The sequence below is a fragment of the Actinotignum saccati genome (assembly GCF_051265055.1).
Taxonomy (GTDB): domain Bacteria; phylum Actinomycetota; class Actinomycetes; order Actinomycetales; family Actinomycetaceae; genus Actinotignum.
Genome location: NZ_JBOZCC010000001.1, coordinates 44,694 through 64,921 on the forward strand (window position 1 = coordinate 44,694; position 20,228 = coordinate 64,921).

A 20,228-nucleotide genomic window follows, 5' to 3' on the forward strand; every position below is an offset into this window, starting at 1 on the left:
GGCGGCGTCGTCGTTAATAAAAGAAAGGAGGCTGTAATAAACGAAAGAGTGTACGGTCGGGACGGCGGGACTTGAACCCGCGACCCCCCGCTCCCAAAGCGGGTGCGCTACCAAACTGCGCCACGTCCCGTACTGGTTGTGTGTGCGTTGCCGCGCGCCGGAAACTGCATGCTCCCGGCTTGCCGGCCTCGCGGCGCGGCCTAGGCAACGTGCCTAGTGTAATGGATTCTGGCCGGCACTGCCCACGGCCGGAGATTCTCAATCGGAGTGGAACTCTCGGTGGTGGGGTGGTATTCTCTTCGGGTAGTGTTCGCGAAAGCGTCCCTGCGCGAGTGTAGTTTAGTGGTAAAACCTCAGCCTTCCAAGCTGATGATGGGAGTTCGATTCTCCTCACTCGCTCTGTATTTTCGCTGGTCAGAAGGCGAATATTTCTCGAAATTCCCCGCATATTATTCCCCCTTTTCTTGGCGCATCGCCTTGCCTAACTAGGGAAATGCCCCACTTTCACGATATTATTTTCAATCTATAGGTATTCTTTAATAATGATTGCACCTATGTCGTTGGGATCATTATGTTGAGAAAATCTGTCGCAGTCGGAGCTGCGTTAGTACTTTTAGGTTCTGGAATAGGGGCTGTCACCTCCGCTGTGGCAGCTCCCGCGCCGGCGAGCGAGCTGCCCGCGGGCTTTGTGCCCGCCGATGCGGTAGCCGATGTGACCTCGGTGGTGGTGGGCGCGACCAGCAATAGCTGCACGGGCCGCACTCTTCGTACCGCCAAGCCGGATGATGGGAAAACCTACCCGGCCCAGGATAGTTACTACACCAATAGCGTGACGTATTGCCTGGATCAGTCCTTCGTGACCGGCGATAACAAGATTTCGTGGAACGCCGCCACAAAAACCCTGTGGTTCAATAATTATGTGCAGGATGCCGCGAACTCCTACAAGCGCGGCGTGTCCGTGGACACGGGCAAGATCGCTTCCGATGTGACGGTCAAATTCAGCGGCACGAACGTTTTTACCGCGAGCGAGGGCGGCTACACCGCGAACGCCCTCTATTTCGCCGGTAACCAGGAGGGCCTGTATAAATACGTCCTCGATTTTGACGGCGATGCCACCTTCGATGCCACGAACACCATCAATAAATACCCGGTGAATCTGGAGGACAGCGATCCGAACGTGACCTGGCTCAAGGGCGGCTCGATTGGCCTCGACTCCTCCGGCGCACCGATTGAAATTGTGGGCCAAGGAAAGCTCACCGCCGTGGGCAGGGATATTACCTGCGAGAAGTGCGGAACCGGGGAGAAAAACACCGCGATGAGTACCGCGATCCGCAGCACCGCGGACCTCAGTATCGGCGGCAATGTTCAGGTCACCGCTCGCGTCACCAACGAAACCGGTTTGGCAACCGGCATCAACGCCTGGAAGAACCTCACCATTGACGGCACCCAGGGCGCCACGGTCACGGCGGAAGCCAGCTCCAACGCCTCCACGGCAACGGCGATTATGCAGGCCGGTGGCGGCGACACCGATAACACCGGCGACGTTCTGACCATCACCAACGCGAAGGTCACGGCGCAGGCAACGGCGCAGGGGCAGTCCAGCTTCGGCGTGTACAGCGCGGGAGACCTCAACGTCGGGGGCACCTCCGCGCTGAGCGTCACCTCCTCCTCGCAATCGCAAGGGTACGGGGTGTACGGTGCGGCGCAGGTGAAGGCCGACGGCGCAGCCACTCTCACGGTGGCCGCTTCCTCAGCGAATGTTGCTGGGGGAGTTGTCGGCGCCACCGGGGTGACCTTCGCGAGCACCGGCGAGAGCCTCATCAAGATGAACGGGGCCAAGAACGCTCCCGCGATTTTCACGGCGGGTCAAGGCACCTGCCGCTTCCTGGGCACAGGGAATGTGACCGCCCAAACCGAGGGTGGCTACGGCGCCTACCTCAGCTGCCCGAACACCGAATTTGGGGAACGTATTGGCGTGACCAAGCCCGGCACTTTTGCCCTGGCCGAATTTGCTAGCGGTGCTTTTACGGTGGATGAGAATCTCGACCGGAACAAGGTGGCCGGCCCGGCAGGTACCAGCCCCGTGTCCTCCAACACCCGCACCCGCTTCGTGGTCAACCACAAGGGCCAGCGCACCGGGAACTGGACGATTGGCCAGGGCTACGTGGCGCAGATCGGCACCACGGCGCAAAGCGGCACCGTGACCGGCCAGGTTGTTGAGCCCGGCTCGCAGCACTATCCGGAAGGTACCGCGCGTCAGCATATTTTCACCGCGCCGCAAGCCCAGGTGAGCACGAGCGCGCAGCCGAGCATTCCGGCGGGGGAGAAGAATCTACCCTTCGCCTGGTGGACGGTATCTGAACTGGCGACTCCCGCGGAGCAGTTGAGCAAGGAGGCCCTCGGGCAGAATGCGCAGGCAAATCCGGCCGATAGCGCCCTGAAGTTCGCCATGCCGGCCGAGGATCTGACCTTGACCCCGGTCTACGGCACGATTATTGTGCCGGCGGCTCCGGTGACCGCCCCGCAGCCCTGCGATGAGAGCGGAACCGTGGCACCGGCCAAGGTAACTCTGCCGGAGAATGTTGAGGGCGTGACCTACGGTGAACCGGAGATTGCCGGTACCACGGCCACCGTGACCGCGACGGTAGAGCCCGGTTACCTCATTGCTACGCCGGGTGCCGGGGCGAGCTACACGGTTGATCAGGAGCATCGCACGGCCACCTGGGTCCTGGATCTCACCTCAACCTCCTGCACGGCTACTCCGCTGGAGAAGCCCGCGATTACCCCGATTGCTCCCACCCTGGTTCCGGCAGAAAGCTGCGGGACTCCGGCCACCGTGAGCATTCCGGAATCCGCCTTCGTGGAGTACACCCGGGTGGAGGCGGAGGGCAGCGTCACCGTGACGGCGCAGCTCAAGGATCCGCAGCGCTACACCTTCGCGGAAGGTGCCACGACCGAGTGGAGCTTCGATATTTCCGCCCGGCCGTGCCCCGTGCCCGAGCCGCCGGTGAACCCTGACCCGCCGGTCAGCCCCGATCCGGAGCCCGGAACGCCGGGTGAGCCGGGCACGCCTGGAACGCCTGGCGAGCCGAGTGATCCGGGTGCGCCGGGAACTCCGGTGGCTCCTGAAGTTCCGGGCACCCCGGATCCGCAGCCGGGCACGCCTGGAACACCCGGAACGCCCAGTGAACCAAGCACGCCGCAGCAGCCTGGAACACCCGGAACGCCGAGCGAACCGGCTGGCCCGGGCGCTCCTGCCGACCCGAAGCCCGCGCCGGAGCAGAAGGCTCCGACGGTGAAGGTCAAGCGCCCCGCGGCCAAGCTCGCGCATACCGGCGCCGCGGCGGCAACCGGGATCGCGGGAGCAGCCGCGCTCATCCTGGGCGGCTTCGCGCTGCGCCGGAAGTACCGCGGCTAAGCGGTCACGAAAGTAGCGCCGGAAGCGGCCGCGAGCCAAGCGATTGGCCCGCGGCCGCGCCCGGTTCCTAAGCACCTAAAACAGCAGGTCAGAGACCTGCCAGCTATTCCCTCGGGGGACCTTGGAAAAACATTTGCGCAAAAGCTCGACCGGCAGCGTCGGTGGGGAAAGCGCCAAAATTCCGGGGAAAACCGAGGGGATAGCGCTGTTTGGGCCGCCTAAAGCGGCCGTGGCGTATCTCATGAGTGAGCCACCGCGTTGTTGTCCCCGGCAAAAAGACCTACGATGATTGACTGTGCGCAGCATCCCCGCTGCGTGCTAAGGGAAACGTCAGGGGATACGAGATGATCGAACTAGCCGAGGTGGAGAAAATCTACCCGCGCCGCGGAGCGGAATCCGTGGCGGCGCTGCGCGGCATCTCGCTCACCATCCCCACCGGGGAAATCCACGGCATCGTCGGTGAATCGGGTGCCGGTAAATCCACCCTCATTCGCTGCCTCACCGCCTTGGAAAAACCCACCAGCGGCTCCATTCGTATTAACGGCGAAGATCTCAACGCGTTGCCGGCCTCGAAATTACGCGCGGCCCGGCGCACCATCGGGATGGTCTTCCAGGGTGGCAACCTGCTGGAGGCACGTACCGCCGCGGAAAATATCGCCTACCCCCTCCAGATCGCCGGGGAAAAATCCGCGAAGATCGCCGAACGGGTGCGCGAGCTGCTGGGCGTCGTCGGCCTTGCTGATCGGGGCGATTCGTATCCATCCCAGCTATCGGGCGGGCAGCGCCAGCGCGTAGCCATTGCGCGTGCCCTGGCCACCACACCTTCGGTGCTGCTCTGCGACGAGCCCACCTCCGCGCTGGACGCGGATACCACCTTGCAAATCCTCGAGCTGCTGCGCGACGTGCGCGATGCCTACGGGGTGACCGTCGTTATTATTACCCACGAAATGGACGTGGTGCGCCGGATCTGCGATTCGGTCACCCTCCTCGAATCGGGCCGGATTACCGCCGGCGGCACTATTGAAAGCGTGCTCGCGGACGTGAGTTCGCCCCTGGCGCGCCGCCTGGTGCCCGCCCCGGATATTGAAACAACCAATGTTTCCGGCTCCGTTATCGATATTGCCTTTACGGCCCGCCCCGGCGAAACCGCCGGCTCCCAGGCCCTCAGCCTGGCCGCGCGGCTCGGCTGCGATATTGGCGCGGGTGTTTTTGAATCTATCGGTGCGATCCAGATCGCGCGCCTGGCCCTCGTGGTTGATGACGCGCAGGTGGATACCGTTCTCACTGCGATGAACGAGGCCGGAATCACCGCGGAGGTGCGGGCAGCATGACCATTCTTCTTAGCGCAGTCTCGCCGGCGGTATCCGCCGCGGGGCTCTTCAGCCCGGCTCTCTCCGCGCCGGTCAAATCCGCCGCGGCCACCCTCCCGCTCGAGCGCGGCACCTGGTTCGACGCACCGGAAATCAAGGACGGGCTGGCCCGCGCCACCTTCGAAACGCTGGCCATGGTGGGGATCTCCACCGTCATCGCCTCGGCGCTTGGCCTGATCCTCGGGATGATCCTGGTGGCAACCGGCCGCGGGGGACTGCTTCCCTCGCCGCTCCTCAATAAAACCCTCGGTTTTATCGTCAATGTGGGCCGCGCCATCCCCTTCATTATCTTCGTCTTTATCCTTATCGGCTTTTCGCGTGCAATCGCTGGAACGGGCAGCGCCTGGCAAGGCTTCACTGTTCCGCTCACGATCTCCGCGGCCTTCTACTTCGCGCGCCTGGTGGAATCCAATCTCATGGGCGTTGAGCGCGGCAAAGTGGAAGCCGTCCTCATGATGGGAGCCTCCCGCACCCGCATTATGTTCGGGGTGCTCATGCGCGAAGCGCTGCCGGCCCTCGTCCAATCCGTCACGATCCTCGCGGTCACCCTCGTCGGCTACTCGGCGATGGCGGGCGCCGTGGGCGGCGGCGGCCTGGGCGCCATGGCCCAAAACGCCGGGTACTACAATAACCGCCCGGATGTGCTCACGATCGTGGTGGTCGTGCTGGTACTCCTCGTCATGGTCATCCAGGCGCTGGGTGACATGCTCAGCCGGCTGGTGGATCACCGCTAAGGAACCGCCGGCCGGGTCACGCACCACCGGGAAGCACCCGGACCAGCGCTGTCAACATAACGGTGCACAGCGATCCGTTATCACCACCAACATTGTGAAAAATAGAGGAATATACAACCATGAAGAAGCTTTCGAAAATTGCCCTGGTAGCTGCGGTGAGCGCGCTCGCGTTGAGCGGCTGCGGTAGCTCGGATTCGTCCTCCTCCGCTCCCGCGAAGAACGACGACGGCGCGGTGCGCCTCGTTGTCGGCGCCTCGCCGGCCCCGCATAAGCAGATCCTGGAATTCGTCAATGACAACCTCGCCAAGGACGCCGGTTTCACCCTGGACATCCGCGAGTACAACGATTACGTGCAGCCCAATGTGGCGCTCAACGCCGGGGAAATCGACGCGAATTACTTCCAGCACCTGCCCTACCTTGAGAACGAAATCAAGGAAAAGAACTACACCCTGGACCACGGCGCGGGCATCCACATCGAGCCCTACGGCATCTACTCCAAGAAGATTAAGCAGCTCAGCGAGCTCAAGGACAATGCCGTGGTGGGCGTGACCAACGACCCGTCCAACCAGGCGCGCGCCCTCGACCTCCTCCAGAAGAACAACCTCATCAAGCTCAACCCGCAGGTTGCTTCCCCCACCATTTACGATGTGGTGGACAACCCGAAGAACCTCACCTTCCGCGAAGCTGATGCCCCCTCGGTCCCGAAGATCCTCCCGGACGTGGATATTGCGATTATCAACGGTAACTTCGCCCTGCAAAACGGCCTGGTTCCCTCCAAGGATGCTATCTACACCGAAGACCCCACCGATAACCCCTACGGCAATATCCTCGCCTGGAACTCCAAGGCCACCGGCGAGAAGCTCGAGGGTGTGAAGAAGCTGGATGCCGCGCTGCACAGCCCCGAAGTTGCCAAGTACATTCGCGATACCTGGCCCAATGGTGAGGTTATTCCCGCCTTCTAAGCCCGCTCAGGCCCAACGTGATCACGCCGAGCGGGATGACCCCGCCGTGCCTGCCGCACCGGTAGGCGAGTGATCTCAGCTGCCCGGTACCTCGCTTCGAGGTGCCGGGCAGCTGCGTCGTCGGCATGCTTCAGGGCGCTCTGCGCGGCGGACCCCCGAGCCCCGCGCGGGTGAGAGTGCGTTCACATATGGCAGGTAGTTTGGCGCTAGAACTCCCATCACCCGGGGTGCGTGCCGTAGAATTAGCGGGTATGCCCGCGCCCGGCGCGGCGCAGTAAGGGGACGGATTCGTCCTATCGGCAAGGGTTATCACCCCCATTTTTAGACTGGAGAAAAAGTTGGAAAGCTCCTACGAACAGCTCGATCCCACCCAGGTGAAGCTGACCGTTGAGGTTCCTTTCGAGGAATTCAAGCCGGAAATTGACAAGGCCGCGAAGACCATCGGCAACCAGGTGCAGATCCCTGGCTTCCGCCGGGGGCACGTGCCCGCGCGCGTTCTGGAAGCGCAGATTGGCCGCGCCGCGATTGTGGAGCAGGCGATTAACGACTCCCTGGACGGCTACTACCAGGACGTCCTGGAAGAACACGACCTCGTGCCCATGGGCCGCCCCGCGGTGGACGTGACCGGCGTGGCGATGGAGAAGAACTCCACCGAGCCGCTCGCCTTCACCGTCACGGTGGATGTGCGCCCGGCGATTGTGATTCCGGATCCGGCGCAGTACAGCTTCGAAGTGGAAGCCACCAATGCTGATGCGGATGCCGTGGATGAGCGCCTCGAGCAGCTGCGCGAACGCTTCGCCACCCTCACAACGGTGGAGCGCGCCGCCGCCAGCCGCGATTACGTCACCATTAACCTCTCCGCCAGCATCAATGGCGAAGAAGTTGATTCGGTGGAGGGCGTGTCCTACCGCATCGGTGATGACAATATGCTCGATGGCCTCGATGAGGCCGTCAATGGCGCCTCCGCTGGTGATGAGCTCAACTTCACCTCCACCCTCGTGGGCGGGGAGCACGCCGGGGAGCAGGCCGACGTGACCGTCGTGGTGGAGAAGGTGCAGGAATCCGAGCTTCCGGAAGCCGATGACGATTTCGCCCAGCTCGCCTCCGAATTCGACACCATTGAGGAACTGCGCGCGGACCTGGCGGAGAAGGCCGCCACGGATGCCGCCCAGGTCCAGGTCATGGCCGCTCGCAACCTCCTCCTCGATAAGCTCCGTGAGGATGTCAAGGTGCAGCTGCCCAAGCGCGTGATCGATGCCGAAGTGGAACGCCACCTCGAATCCGAGAACCGCGCCACCGACGATGACCACGCTAAGGAAATCCGCGGGGAAATCCGCGATTCCCTGCGCGACCAGATCATCCTGGACGAACTGGTCAAGAAGTTCGGCGTGGAGACCAACCAGGATGAACTCTTCAACTTCCTGGTCCAGCAGGCCCAGTCCTACGGCATGGACCCCAACCAGTTCATCTCCGCGGCCGCACAGACCGGCCAGCTCGGTGCCTTCAGCGGCGAGCTGCGCCGTGGCAAGGCGCTTATCTCCGCGCTGCGCCTGGCCAAGGTTGTGGACACCAACGGCAACGAGGTGGATGTCATCAAGGTCGTCGGCGAAAAGCCGGAAGGCGAACTGACCCCGGACTTCTCCGCCGCCCCGTCCCGCCCCGTGTGGGATGGCCCGGTTGATGAGGACGGCGCGGCTGACTCCGCTCCGGTGCAGGGCGACGACGCCGCCGCGGCCCCGGCAGCCGAGGCTGCCGCTGCCGCGGAGGAAGCTCCCGCAGCGGACTCCGGCGCGGATGCGCCGGCCGCGGATGCGGACGCTTTTGATCCGGCAGCCAAGAAGGTGGACGAGGTCGTGGAATACGCCCAGGGCGCGGATGCCGCTGAAGTGGCCCGCGTGCTCGAAGCTGAGAAGGCTGGCAAGGCCCGCAAGACCCTCGTGAAGAAGCTTGAGGAGCTCCTTGGCTAATTTCGGGATGCACTAACTGCCCGCTTGCGTGGTGGGCGTGTGGGGTGGGAGGCGTGGCCTCCCACCCCACACGCGTATGCGCGCAGCGCAGCTGCGCCGTCGTCGTACCACCGCGGCGCCCACGGGGCGCCGCACCGTCGCACCGTCCCGCTGCGCCATCCCTCCGTCGCCCCGTCCCACCGTCGCGCGCACCGTCGCCGCGTCCGCACCGTTGGCACCACCGCAATGTGATATTCACGTGAAGCTCCTTAAATTAAGAGCCCGTTTACGGCACATTAAGGCGACTTCAATAGTTTGAGCAATGGAAACGCGTGTTTCCGGGTCGGGCCAATCCGCGCCCCGACCAGCTCAAAGCGAAGGATATTCATGCGACACGTGCGTCGAGCAGTAGCGGCTCTAGCTGCCGCTACGCTAGTGCCGGTCGGGGTGGCATTCACGGTGCCAGCCGCGGCCGAGCCAGTACTCCCGGGAGTCGATTCTCCGGCTCTCGCCTCTACGAATGAGAATCCCGTCGTCGTGGACGGGGTGACTCAACCCATGGATCCGCGTCCGGGCTTCCGGGTGCTGCCCTACCTGCAGCGCCCCGGTGCCCACGAGATGACGATTAACTGGTTTACGGAACTGGGCCACAATGCCGTTCTCACCATCAGCGGCCCGGGCCTGCCCGCCGAAGGGCGCACCTACACCGTGGCCGGCGTGCAGAACCCGGTGAACGATTACCAGGATTACGAACTCAAGCAGGGTACCCTCAGCCGCGGAAAGGAGCTGTCCGTACCGCAGGGTGCCTGGATTCGCGCCGATCATCCCTACAAGTACAGCCAGCGCGTGGAAGAGCTCCAGCCCAGCTCCACCTACACCTACACGGTTACGGTGGACGGCTACGCGCATTCCGCCACGCTCCGTACCCTCCCCGATGGGAAGGCCGGGATCACCGATCCGCTCCACATCATCGCCTTCTCCGATACCGAAACCGATCCCATCGGGCGCGTGACCTACCGCGAATGGGAACAGACCCTCAACCTGGCCGAGGGCTCCGAAGAGCGCCCGGGCAAGGGCTCGGCCTGGGATGAGAAATTCGGCGGCTCCACCCGTAACGGGAAGTACGCCGTCAACTACATGCTCACCGAGGATAAGGCGCAGGAAATCAATAACGCCGCCATTGCCGCCGCCAAGCCGGACCTGGTGCTGCTGCCCGGCGATATTGCCGAACGCGCCTCCTCCCAAAGCCACTGGGATGAATGGTTCCGCTACTTCGCCGGTGATAAGGGCCAGCTCCTCGATTCCATCCCGGTGATCACCTCGCTGGGCAACCACGAAGTGTACGGCTACGGTAGCCCGGAGGACCGCACCGCGGTAGCGCGGGCGCGCGCCGCCTACAACCAGGTATTTGATACCAACGGCTCGGATAACGCGAATGCGCGCGATGCCTACCACCGCACCGATATGGGCCCGGTGACGATCATCAGCCTCGATTCGACCAACGGCACCGATCAGACTCCGAAGACAATGCCGGAAGAAGCCAAGATCGAAGGCAATGACGAAGGCATTACCGCCGCTCAGCTCGGGACCGACACCCAGGGCGTTTTCCCGTACGAGGAATACGCGCGGGACTTCCCCAAGTCTGTGGCGGCCGGCTGGTGGGGTCCGGATGCGGCTCCCGATTCGGTGGATCAGCCTAGCTTTATGCCCGGCTCGGATCAGTACCGATGGCTCGAAAAGCAGCTGGCTGATGCCCGCGCCAAGGGTCAGATTATTATCGTGCAATACCACCACGTGGCCTACTCCAACGGCGTGCACGGCACCCCGATGGGCCACAAGTTCCCCGATCAGCAGCCGGGTGTGCCCATGCGCCACCTCCAGCCACTTTTCGAAAAGTACAATGTGGCCTCCGTTTTCTCCGGCCATGACGAAATGTTCCAGGCATCCTACGTGGACGAAGCCGGCGACGGCGTGGGCGTGTACCACTGGGACGTCGGGGTAGCCTCCGACGGTCTGCGCGGCGAAAAGATGGTCAAGACGGGGGAGAACGGCGCCTACGAACCGCTGCGTTTCAACTCCCACTCCGTGTGGATGGCGCAGGCCAACGAACCGGAAATGTGGAAGACCAACGAGGCGGGCGTGAAGAAGCTCATCTCGGGTGGGAAGCACTACGGACACCTCGATATTAAGATCAACCCCTACGCCGGCCCGGCCCTCGATTCCGGGGTGAAGCCGGCCGCCGAAATGGTCATGACCCCCATCTCGCTTTTCCCGATCCTCGACAATAACTACGAGGTAGAAAAGGTGGAGCGCCGCGAGCTGCTTTCCGGGCAGTTCACCGTGTACCTCGATGCGGAAGGCAACCCGCTGGCGGGCACCCCGCAGGAAGGCACCGGCGAGGCGGAAGAAAAGACCCCGCTCTCGAACTTCGCGCTCGGCGTTATCCCGGACACCCAGTTCTACTCGCGCTACGCCACGGAAGAAACCGGTAACCAATTCGGTGCCATGTACGGCAGCGAACCCTTCTCCGCTCAGACCTCCTGGATTGCACAGAACGCTGAGAAGTACGGCATTAAGATGTCCATGCACCTGGGCGATATCGTGGATCAGTACAACCACCCCCAGCAGTGGGAAATCGCCGATAAGGCCATGAAGATTCTCGAGGACGCGGGGCATCCCTACTCGATTCTTGCCGGTAATCACGACGTCGGGGCCGATGCCTCGGATACCGATCCGGTTGGCTACGGCACCTACAAGGAATGGTTCGGGGCCGAGCGCGCCGCCAAGAACTCCACCTTCGTGGAACGCGATCCTTCCGGAGCGCACGAATACCACATTCTCAAGGTCAACGGCCAAGATTTCCTGGTCATGAACCTGTCCTGGCAGGCCCAGGATGACGCGCTGCAATGGGCATCCGATGTGCTCGACGCACACCCCACCACCCCCACGATTGTTAATTCGCATCAGCTGATTAACGTGGAGGGCGACGGCGTGACCCCGCTGGCCACCGAATTCGGTGAAAAGGTGTGGAATAAGCTCATCCGCAACCACGATCAGGTGTTCCTCACCTTCAACGGCCACCATCACGGCGCGACCACCTGGACGCGCACGAACGATGCCGGCCACCCCGTCTACCAGGTCCTCATGGATTACCAGATGGCCTATATGGGCGGAAACGGCTACATGGGCATGGTGGAATTCGACCTGCCGGGTAACAAGATCTACCAGACCTCCTTCTCGCCCTGGGTGATGACGAAGGCCAAGGACACCCTTGTTCCCGACGACCAGGCGATCCTTAACGGTGCGGGCCAAACTTTCGAGCTTGACTTCAACTTCGCCGAACGTTTCCCGAACCTCGTGATCGCTGATACCAAGGCTTCTTTGACGACGCCGCAGCTGCGCGAGTGGCTTGCCAGCTACGATGCGCCGACCCAGGTGACCCCCACCGCCCCGAGCGGTGCGGAGGACTACCCGAAGGTGGATAGCACCGTGGCCCACTGGAAGATGCCGGTGGATAAGGCCGAAGGCACCCCGGTTGCCGTGGGTGAAGCCATCGTGGATGCCGTGGGTGGGGATAACTTCACCCGGGCCCCGCTGGACCAGCCAGGTTCCAAGGGAGCCGAAGAGGGCGACGTCGTATGGACCCGTGACCACCATCCGCTCTCGGCCAATGCCGGTGCGGTGTGCTTCGCCAACGGTGGGCGTGATAACGCACGCTGGAATAACTTCGTGACCGCCGCTGATGCCGCCGTCAATAATGAGACCTTCGAGAACGGTTTCACCTTCGAAACCTTCATCAAGATCTCCCCGAAGTTCGATAACAAGAACAATGCCTGGATGGCCTGGCTTTCCCGCGATGGCCAGCGCCAGAATATTGCCGGCTACAACAACACCGAGGGCGAGGAACCGCCCTTCGCGTGGGCGCTGTCGAACCTGGCGGAAATCCAGTTCTCCTTCGTGGATTCCCAGAAGCCCACCCCGGCCGAATCTTCGGCGTGGTCCGGTGAGATTGTGTCGCGCGATCAGTGGCTCCACCTCGCGGTGGTCAATGATCCGGAGACCAAGATGACCACCATGTACGTGGATGGGGTACCGGTGCTGCGTAATTCGCCGGGCACCGTGGGCGTGGGCACCCAGGGCCTGCCGTGGGTCCTCGGCGCGGGCTCCTACGCCGGCGTGCGTGAATCCGGCTTCCAGGGCTGCATCGGCGAAGTCCGCCTCGTGGGCGAACCGCTGGACTCCAGCAAGTGGCTGACCGCGCGCGCCGGGGAAACCCCGGGTGGCGAGCAGCCCGGCGGTGAAGAGCCGGGTACGGAGCCGAGCGTGGAGCCGACGGAGCCGGGGACGGAGCCTACCGCGCCGGGCACGGAACCGAGCACGCCGGGGACCGAACCGGGCGAACCGGGCGATAAGCCCAGTGAAGAACCGAGCAAGCCGGCGGCGCCGCAGGGCAACCTGCTCTTCGCTTCTACCGCTCTGGCCGGCGGCAACGCCGACCGCGTGACCAGCTACGGTCGCGCTGGCGAAACCATCTTCGTGGGCGATTGGGACGGCGACGGCGTGGACACCCCCGGGGTGCGCCGCGGCAACACCTTCCTGCTGACCAATGCCGCCACCGGCAATGCCCAGCTGCAATTCTCCTTCGGCCGCGCGGATGACGAGATCGTTATCGGCGACTGGAACGGGGACGGCAAGGACACCATCGGGGTGCGCCGCGGTAACACGGTGTACGTGCGCGATGACCTAGCCGGTGGCAACCACACGGCCGCGGTTTCCTTCGGGCGCCACGGCGACCAGATGGTGGTCGGTGACTGGGATGGCAACGGGCGCGATGAGCTCGCGGTGCGCCGCGGAAACACCGTTTTCGCCCAGGCGTCCTTCGCGGACACCCAGGCTAAGTACACCTCCTCCTACGGCCGGCCCGGCGATGTATTCCTCGCCGGTGACTGGAATGGGGACGGCGTGGACGGCATCGGCGTGGTTCGCGGCAATATCTGGCACCTGCGCGAAAACGTGGGTGAGGGCGTTGCGATGGCCAGCTTCGGCTTCGGCCGCGCCGGCGATGTGTTCCTCGCCGGTGACTGGACCGGGGCGGGCGCTGACCGCCCGGCCGTCAATCGCTAGCGGCTCACTAGCAGCGGCTAGTAGTTAGCCACCTTTCCAGCGGGAGGGCAGCGAGTATTAGCTCGCCGCCCTCCCGCTTATTCTTAGTCGCGGTGCCGTGGCGGGGCACTGGCGCGTGGCACCGTGGCGCTGTGCCGCCATGCTGGCGCGTGGCACCGTAACGCTGCGTCGCCATGCTGGCGCGTGGCACCGTGCGCGCCGTCGCCCCGTGTCACCGTGATGGCGCCAACCATGCGCCATCAGCGAAAAAGTCTCGAGCCAGGATGATCACGGCGGCCCGCGGGCGTTAAAGTCGCATACGAGTATGGAATCTCCGCGTGGAGGTTCCGAGGAAGGAAAACCGTGACCACATCACCTCGCATGGAAGGCCGGGATAATAACCAGCCTTCAGCATTCGGCGATGCTGTTTACCAGCGCCTCCTCAAGGAAAGAATCATTTGGCTCGGCTCGGAAGTTCGCGATGATAATGCGAATCAGATTTGCGCCCAGATGATGCTCCTTGCCGCGGAGGATCCGGAGAGCGATATTTACCTGTACATTAATTCTCCGGGTGGCTCGGTCACCGCGGGTATGGCCATTTTCGACACCATGCAGTATGTTCAGCCGGATGTTGTGACGGTGGCGATGGGCATGGCAGCCTCGATGGGCCAATTCCTGCTCTCAGCTGGCACGAAGGGCAAGCGTTATATCACCCCGCATACCCGCGTCCTCATGCATCAGCCTTCGGGTGGCGCCGGCGGGGTGGCCGCTGATATTCGCATCAACGCGAACCTCATCTTGCAGATGAAGGAGGAACTGGCCGGGCTCAACGCCAAGCACACCGGTAAGTCGCTGGAACAGATCCTGGAAGATTCCGAACGCGACCACTGGTTCACCGCCCAGGAAGCACTGGAATACGGCTTCGTGGATCACATTATTTCCAATTCGCAGGTCATGCTCAAGAAGCCGAATAGCGATAATAACGACGGCGCACTCGAAGCCAGCCACGCGGGGGAGGAGCTCTCATGACGATGAATTTCCGAGCCGCGGGTAACCTGCCCGCCATGATGGCCGCCGGCTACGGCGCTGGCAACGTTCCCGGTGCCGGTTTCGGCCACGGTAGCGCGGGCCCGATGCCCTCCAACCGCTACGTGCTTCCCGATTTCGAAGAACGCACCCCCTACGGGTACAAGCGCTCCAACCCCTACACGAAGCTTTTCGAGGATCGCATTATTTTCCTCGGGGTGCAGGTGGATGACGCTTCGGCCGATGATGTGATGGCCCAGCTGCTCGTCCTCGAATCGATGGACCCGAACTCCCCGGTGACCATGTACATCAACTCCCCGGGCGGTTCTTTCACCGCGCTCACCGCTATTTACGACACGATGCAGTACATCAAGCCGCAAATCCAGACCGTGTGCCTGGGCCAGGCGGCTTCCGCGGCGGCGGTGCTGCTGGCAGCCGGCTCCCCGGGGCGGCGCCTGGCGCTCCCCAATGCCCGGGTGCTCATCCACCAGCCAGCAATGGAGGGCATGCAAGGCCAGGCCACGGATATTTCCATCGTGGCCGATGAGCTTGACCGCATGACGGAATGGCTCGTCAATACCCTGGCGCACCACAGCGGGAAGTCTCCCGATGAGGTGCGGGCGGATATCCAGCGCGATAAGATCCTCACCGCCCAGCAGGCCAAGGACTACGGCCTGGTGGATAACGTGCTCGAATCGCGTAAAAATGCGGATGTCGTAACCAACGGTTAATGCGATTCTCGCGCTCGTGCTCCGGGCTGTAGCTTCGGGCGGTAGCGCGTATCATGGGCGGGTAGGGGCCAGGTGCTCCTGCCCGCTCACGTGCATGGGGCGGCGGGGCACGGCGCGAGAGCTGCGTCGTCGTACATCTCACTGACCTGGCGCCCCGCGTGGGAACGTGACCTTTGGGCGCAGATGCGGTGAAATAGGGAAGACGCGCGTACGGCGCGGCCGCGAGGCAAGGAGGAACATGGCGACCGTCGATGCAGCAGAAGCTCTCAAGTGTTCGTTCTGCCAGAAAACCCAACGCCAGGTGAAGAAACTTATCACCGGTTCGGGTGTATATATTTGCAATGAATGCATCGAGCTGTGCAATGAGATTATCGCCGAGGAATTCGGGAAAGAAAACGATGGTTTCTCCCCGAATGAGCTCCCCGTTCCCGCTGATATTTACGAGTTTTTGAATGAGTATGTGGTAGGGCAGGATGCCGCGAAGCGTACGCTCGCCGTGGCCGTGTACAACCACTACAAGCGGCTGCGCGCGAAAGCTGCGCCGCGCCCTGCCGACGGGGAAGATACCGTCGAGCTCGGCAAATCCAATATTTTGTTGCTCGGACCCACCGGAACTGGGAAAACGTACCTTGCCCAGTCGCTGGCGCGTATGCTCGATGTGCCTTTCGCGATTGCGGATGCCACCTCGCTCACCGAAGCCGGGTACGTGGGCGAAGACGTGGAGAATATTTTATTACGGCTCGTGCAGGCGGCCGGTGATGATGTGAAAAAAGCCGAATCCGGCATTATTTACATCGACGAAATCGATAAAATTACCCGCAAATCTGAAAATCCCTCCATTACCCGCGACGTATCGGGGGAGGGCGTGCAGCAGGCGCTCCTCAAAATCGTGGAGGGGACGGTCGCGGCGGTGCCGCCGCAGGGCGGGCGCAAGCACCCCCAGCAGGAATACCTCCAGATCAACACCTCGAATATTCTTTTTATTTGCGCCGGGGCCTTCGCGGGTTTGGAGGATGTTATTTCCACTCGCGTTGGACGCCACGGTATCGGCTTCGGGGCACAATTGCACGACGCCGACGCCCATTCAGATATGCTCTCGCAGGTCACGCCGGAGGACCTCCACAAATACGGCCTCATCCCGGAGCTGGTGGGGCGCCTGCCCGTTATTGCAACGGTGGAAGCCCTGGGCGAAGACGACCTGGTGCGCATCCTCACCGAGCCGCGCAATGCCCTCGTCAAGCAGTACACCCGCATGTTCGAGCTGGACGGGGTGCGCCTGACTTTCCAGGACGAGGCACTGCGAGCCATGGCGCGTGAAGCGATGGAACGGGGCACCGGGGCGCGCGGGCTGCGCTCCATTATGGAGCGGGTGCTCGGCCCGGCCATGTTTGATGTGCCTTCCCGGAAAGATGTGCGGGAAGTGATTGTGACTCGCGCGGCGGTCACTGAAGGGGCGCCCGTGGAGATTGTTTCCGCGGCGCAACGGAAGAGCGCCTAGTGGGTGGCGAAGGGACGCGGCGTACCCCGGGTAGCGATGGCGCTGGCGTGCCGGGCACGGATGCGCGGGAGAATCAGCAGGAGCGCTGCGCGGCTGAGCTTGGGGCGCTCCGGGCGCGCCTGGACGTTTTGGATGCCCAGCTCATTGAGCTGCTGGGGCAGCGCAAACAGGTCACCGATGCCGTGGGGCGCCTCAAGGACCGCTACCGGCTTCCCGCTCGCGATATGGCCCGCGAGGGTGTTCAGCATGCCCGGATTGCCGAGCTGGCGCGCGGGGCCGGGCTGGATCCCGATTTCGCGGTGCGGGTACATAATGTCATCACCTCGCGCGCGGTCGAGGATCACCGGCGTATTTCCCGTGCTTCTCGCGCTGTTCAGGATGACCGTGTTGTTCAGGCTGACCGCGATGAGCGTGAAGCTGACGATGAAGGCGTGAACTAGCTTCGCACAGCACCGGGAGAAACGAATCGGGGCGTGGACTACGTAGCCCACGCCCCCGTTCGCAACTCGCCTACGCGCTAGTCGCGGTTCTTATCGCCCTTATCCCCGTAAATATCACGCCCGATCACGGTGGCAAAATCACGGAGCACCGCGGTGCGCTTCACCTTGAGGGAGGCGGTGAGGTAGCCGTTCTCCGGGGTGAAATCAATGGGCAGAATAACGAATTTACGGATGGATTCCGCGCGGGAGACCGCTTCGTTGGTGCGCTTAATGGCGCGATCCACCGAGGCGATAATCTGCGGATCGTGCACGGCTTCCGATACAGACATGGCCGGCAGATTCTTATTCTTCAGCCAGATGGGAAGCATCTCCGCATCCAGGGTGATGAGCGCACCCACGAAAGGCCGCTGATCGCCGACCACGACCACCTGCGAAATCAGCGGGTGGCCGCGCAGGCGGTCCTCCAGGATTGCGGGGGAGACGTTCTTACCGCCGGCGGTCACAATAAGTTCCTTCTTCCGGCCGGTAATCCACACGAAGCCATCTTCGATCTTGCCGAGATCCCCGGTGCGATACCAGCCATCTTCGGTAAACGCCTTGGCGGTTTCTTCCGGATTATTCAGGTACTTGTGGAAAACGTGATCGCCCTTGACGAGCACTTCGCCGTCGGTATCAATAGCCACGTGGCAGCCGGGATAGGCCGGACCCACCGAACCGATCCGCTGGTGGTTGAAGCGATTCACGGTGGTCGGCGCGGATGTTTCCGTTGCGCCGTAGCCTTCAAAAATATTAATTCCGATGCCGCGGAAGAAATGCCCGAGCCGTGCCCCCAGCGGCGCGCCGCCCGAAATCACATTCTCGAGGTTCCCGCCGGTAATGTCCTTAATCTTGGAGTAGACGAGGCGTTCGCCCACTTCATGCTGGGCCCGCAGCGCCAGCGAAGGTCCGGCAGCACTATCGAGAGCCCGCGAATAGGCGATCGCCACTTTCGCGTAGTAGCGGAAAATCTTCTGCTTCACGCCGGTGGATTGGGCATCCGCCGCGTTGTAAATCTTCTCGAAAACGCGCGGCACCGCCAAAATATAATGCGGCTTGAAGGACTTCATGTCCTCAACAAGGTTGTGGGTATCGGGGCAGTGCCCGATGGTATTACCCGCGTAGAAGGCCACCAGGTTAATGAAACGCGCGAAAACATGGGCCATGGGGAGGAAGAGCAGAGTGCGTTTCTCGCCGGAAAGGATCGGGGCGAGGTTATCATCCAGTGGCCCGTTAATAACTACGTGCAGCAGGTTGCGGTGGCTGAGCACCACGCCCTTGGGCCGGCCTGTCGAGCCAGAGGTGTAGATGACGGTAGCTTCGTCGTCGGCATGCATCGCATCAATACGGCGGTCAATCTCAGCGTCGAGATCCATGGTGCCGCGCGCGGAAATCCGGGCTAGGTCATCGTCAGAAATAACGAAAATATCGGTGAAGAAATCAAAATCGGAACGGAACGGCGCCATAACCGCGGCCATCTGCTGATTTTCCACGACGGCGAAGCGGCAGTGCGCATCCTCCACAATCCAGCGAGCCTGCTCCGTGGAATCGGTTTCGTACACGGTCACGGCCATCGCGCCAATGGACCACAGCGCGAAATCCACCACGCAGAATTCGTAGCGGGTGTGACACATGAGAGCGATACGATCCCCGGGCTGGACGCCCATCGCAATAAAACCGCGTGCCAGCGCGCGATACTCGGATTCGAAAGTCCGCCACGCCACCGGCACCCATTGCCCCAGCGAGGCTTTGCGCGCCACCACGGTGCGCTCGGGCTGTTCGCGTGCGATATTACGGAAAACCCACGGAATCGTCATTTCATCGGTGATATGAATCTTTCCGGGAGTGAAAACTTCAGTCCGCTCGATTTCGGCCATGATTCTCCTCAAGGTTACGCGTGAGTAAGTAAAGTGTACGGCACGCGCGGGAAACGGGGGTGGAGGCGCGATGAGAGAGTTCTCATCACCTCCTCACCGCGATATTAACACGGGGCGGAACACTGGAGCCATGACGATCTCCATGAATGCTCTGCTTGCCGTGTTCCTTCTCGTGACGGCACTATCCGTTGTCCTTCTCGAAACTTCGGTACGACGACGCATCCGCGCCTTCCGGCCCCTCCAGCTTTTCACGCTGGGGAGTGCTTTCCTCCTCGTCCCGGCTAATATCGCTTTGCTGGGCGGGAATGCGCCCGGGAACCTGGAACGGTGGGTGAGTCTGGGCTCCGTTGCGGCGCTGGCCACCCAGCTTGTTCTTCTTATCAGCGGCTGGATTCCGGTGGGGGCGGCGGCGCCTACGCGCCGTATCCTCGCCGTCGGGGCGCATCCCGATGATCTGGAATTAGCCTGCGGGGGTACCTTGGCGCGCTTGGCTGATGCCGGGCACGAGATTCACGCCATCGTGGCCGCGGACGGTGCGGTGGGAGGCAATGCCGGGGAGCGGGCCGGGGAGGCCCAGCGTGCCGGTACTTTCCTCGGGGTGACCTCGCTGCGCACCCTCGGCCTGCCCGATACTCGCCTAGCCGAGCATGAAAATACCCTCACCGGTGCTATCGAAGAAAAAATCCGCACCCTCAATCCGGATATTATTTTCACGCATTCGGCCCATGACCAGCACCAGGATCACACCGCCGTGCACCGCGCCACCATGCGGGCCGGGCGGCGCCACCCGGCGATTCTCTGCTACGAATCGCCCTCCGCCACCGCGAACTTTTCCCCGCAGGTATTCGTGGATATCACCGATTACACCGGGGTGAAAAGCGCCGGGGTTGCCATCCACGCCGACCAGATGGACAAGCCGTATATGGCCGGCGACGTGCTCACCGCCAAAGCTAATTTCCGGGGCGAACAAGCCAAAATGGAGGCCGCTGAAGCTTTTGAGGCGATGCGCATTCCCGCTTTCCGGGGCGTGCTCTAAATCTTCGTGGCGTGCTCTCAGCCCGGGGTGCCTGGCTGTGGCCTAGGCGCT

General features: G+C 62.6%; 12 protein-coding genes and 2 tRNA genes. 12 read left to right on the top strand and 2 right to left on the bottom strand.

The window, feature by feature from the left end; genetic code table 11:
• Positions 1–56: 56 nt before the first annotated feature.
• Positions 57–130 (bottom strand) — tRNA-Pro (locus ACRQEC_RS00165).
• Positions 131–328: 198 nt separating this feature from the next.
• Between ACRQEC_RS00165 and ACRQEC_RS00170 the strand changes: the two genes are divergently transcribed.
• The 11 genes from ACRQEC_RS00170 (at position 329) to ACRQEC_RS00220 (ending at position 17,228) form a co-directional block, all read left to right on the top strand.
• Positions 329–399 (top strand) — tRNA-Gly (locus ACRQEC_RS00170).
• Between the two features lie 247 nt (positions 400–646).
• Positions 647–3,418 (top strand): hypothetical protein, encoded by a 2,772-nt coding sequence (locus ACRQEC_RS00175; protein WP_435734841.1) that lies wholly within the window; start codon positions 647–649, stop codon positions 3,416–3,418.
• Positions 3,419–3,762: 344 nt separating this feature from the next.
• Complete coding sequence (locus tag ACRQEC_RS00180; protein WP_284889715.1) at positions 3,763–4,749, top strand: methionine ABC transporter ATP-binding protein; 987 nt, start codon at positions 3,763–3,765, stop codon at positions 4,747–4,749.
• The gene (locus ACRQEC_RS00185) at positions 4,746–5,522 is read left to right on the top strand and encodes a methionine ABC transporter permease (RefSeq protein WP_284889714.1); all 777 of its coding nucleotides are present in this window, start codon (positions 4,746–4,748) and stop codon (positions 5,520–5,522) included. Before ACRQEC_RS00180 ends, ACRQEC_RS00185 begins: the two co-directional genes overlap by 4 nt.
• A 119-nt stretch (positions 5,523–5,641) precedes the next feature.
• Positions 5,642–6,484, top strand: a complete 843-nt coding sequence (locus ACRQEC_RS00190; RefSeq protein ID WP_087071032.1) for a MetQ/NlpA family ABC transporter substrate-binding protein — start codon at positions 5,642–5,644, stop codon at positions 6,482–6,484.
• Positions 6,485–6,822: 338 nt separating this feature from the next.
• Positions 6,823–8,451: a trigger factor gene (tig, locus tag ACRQEC_RS00195; protein ID WP_301574976.1), complete on the top strand. Its 1,629-nt coding sequence runs from the start codon at positions 6,823–6,825 to the stop codon at positions 8,449–8,451.
• A 366-nt stretch (positions 8,452–8,817) separates the two neighbouring features.
• The gene (locus ACRQEC_RS00200; RefSeq protein ID WP_284889712.1) at positions 8,818–13,554 is read left to right on the top strand and encodes a metallophosphoesterase; all 4,737 of its coding nucleotides are present in this window, start codon (positions 8,818–8,820) and stop codon (positions 13,552–13,554) included.
• 360 nt (positions 13,555–13,914) lie between these two features.
• Positions 13,915–14,562, top strand: a complete 648-nt coding sequence (locus tag ACRQEC_RS00205) for a ClpP family protease (protein WP_039898292.1) — start codon at positions 13,915–13,917, stop codon at positions 14,560–14,562.
• Positions 14,563–14,600: 38 nt separating this feature from the next.
• The gene (locus ACRQEC_RS00210) at positions 14,601–15,290 is read left to right on the top strand and encodes an ATP-dependent Clp protease proteolytic subunit (RefSeq protein ID WP_407707004.1); all 690 of its coding nucleotides are present in this window, start codon (positions 14,601–14,603) and stop codon (positions 15,288–15,290) included.
• Positions 15,291–15,528: 238 nt separating this feature from the next.
• Complete coding sequence (gene clpX / locus ACRQEC_RS00215) at positions 15,529–16,788, top strand: ATP-dependent Clp protease ATP-binding subunit ClpX (RefSeq protein ID WP_284889711.1); 1,260 nt, start codon at positions 15,529–15,531, stop codon at positions 16,786–16,788.
• Positions 16,788–17,228 (top strand): chorismate mutase, encoded by a 441-nt coding sequence (locus ACRQEC_RS00220; RefSeq protein ID WP_284889710.1) that lies wholly within the window; start codon positions 16,788–16,790, stop codon positions 17,226–17,228. Before clpX ends, ACRQEC_RS00220 begins: the two co-directional genes overlap by 1 nt.
• Before the next feature lie 77 nt (positions 17,229–17,305).
• Here the strand turns inward: ACRQEC_RS00220 and ACRQEC_RS00225 are convergent, their stop codons facing one another.
• Positions 17,306–19,141 (bottom strand): AMP-dependent synthetase/ligase, encoded by a 1,836-nt coding sequence (locus tag ACRQEC_RS00225; RefSeq protein ID WP_284889709.1) that lies wholly within the window; start codon positions 19,139–19,141, stop codon positions 17,306–17,308.
• A gap of 130 nt (positions 19,142–19,271) precedes the next feature.
• On the opposite strand from ACRQEC_RS00225, the gene ACRQEC_RS00230 reads away from it, so the two are divergent.
• The gene (locus tag ACRQEC_RS00230; protein WP_284889708.1) at positions 19,272–20,177 is read left to right on the top strand and encodes a PIG-L deacetylase family protein; all 906 of its coding nucleotides are present in this window, start codon (positions 19,272–19,274) and stop codon (positions 20,175–20,177) included.
• Positions 20,178–20,228 lie beyond the last annotated feature (51 nt).

Bases quoted from the DNA above. Each gene is read 5' to 3' on its own strand.
- ACRQEC_RS00205 (WP_039898292.1), top strand. From the start codon at position 13,915: ATGGAAGGCCGGGATAATAACCAGCCTTCAGCATTCGGCGATGCTGTT.
- ACRQEC_RS00185 (WP_284889714.1), top strand. From the start codon at position 4,746: ATGACCATTCTTCTTAGCGCAGTCTCGCCGGCGGTATCCGCCGCGGGG.
- ACRQEC_RS00190 (WP_087071032.1), top strand. From the start codon at position 5,642: ATGAAGAAGCTTTCGAAAATTGCCCTGGTAGCTGCGGTGAGCGCGCTC.
- ACRQEC_RS00225 (WP_284889709.1), bottom strand. From the start codon at position 19,141: ATGGCCGAAATCGAGCGGACTGAAGTTTTCACTCCCGGAAAGATTCAT.
- clpX (WP_284889711.1), top strand. From the start codon at position 15,529: ATGGCGACCGTCGATGCAGCAGAAGCTCTCAAGTGTTCGTTCTGCCAG.
- ACRQEC_RS00230 (WP_284889708.1), top strand. From the start codon at position 19,272: ATGACGATCTCCATGAATGCTCTGCTTGCCGTGTTCCTTCTCGTGACG.
- ACRQEC_RS00180 (WP_284889715.1), top strand. From the start codon at position 3,763: ATGATCGAACTAGCCGAGGTGGAGAAAATCTACCCGCGCCGCGGAGCG.
- ACRQEC_RS00200 (WP_284889712.1), top strand. From the start codon at position 8,818: ATGCGACACGTGCGTCGAGCAGTAGCGGCTCTAGCTGCCGCTACGCTA.
- ACRQEC_RS00210 (WP_407707004.1), top strand. From the start codon at position 14,601: ATGGCCGCCGGCTACGGCGCTGGCAACGTTCCCGGTGCCGGTTTCGGC.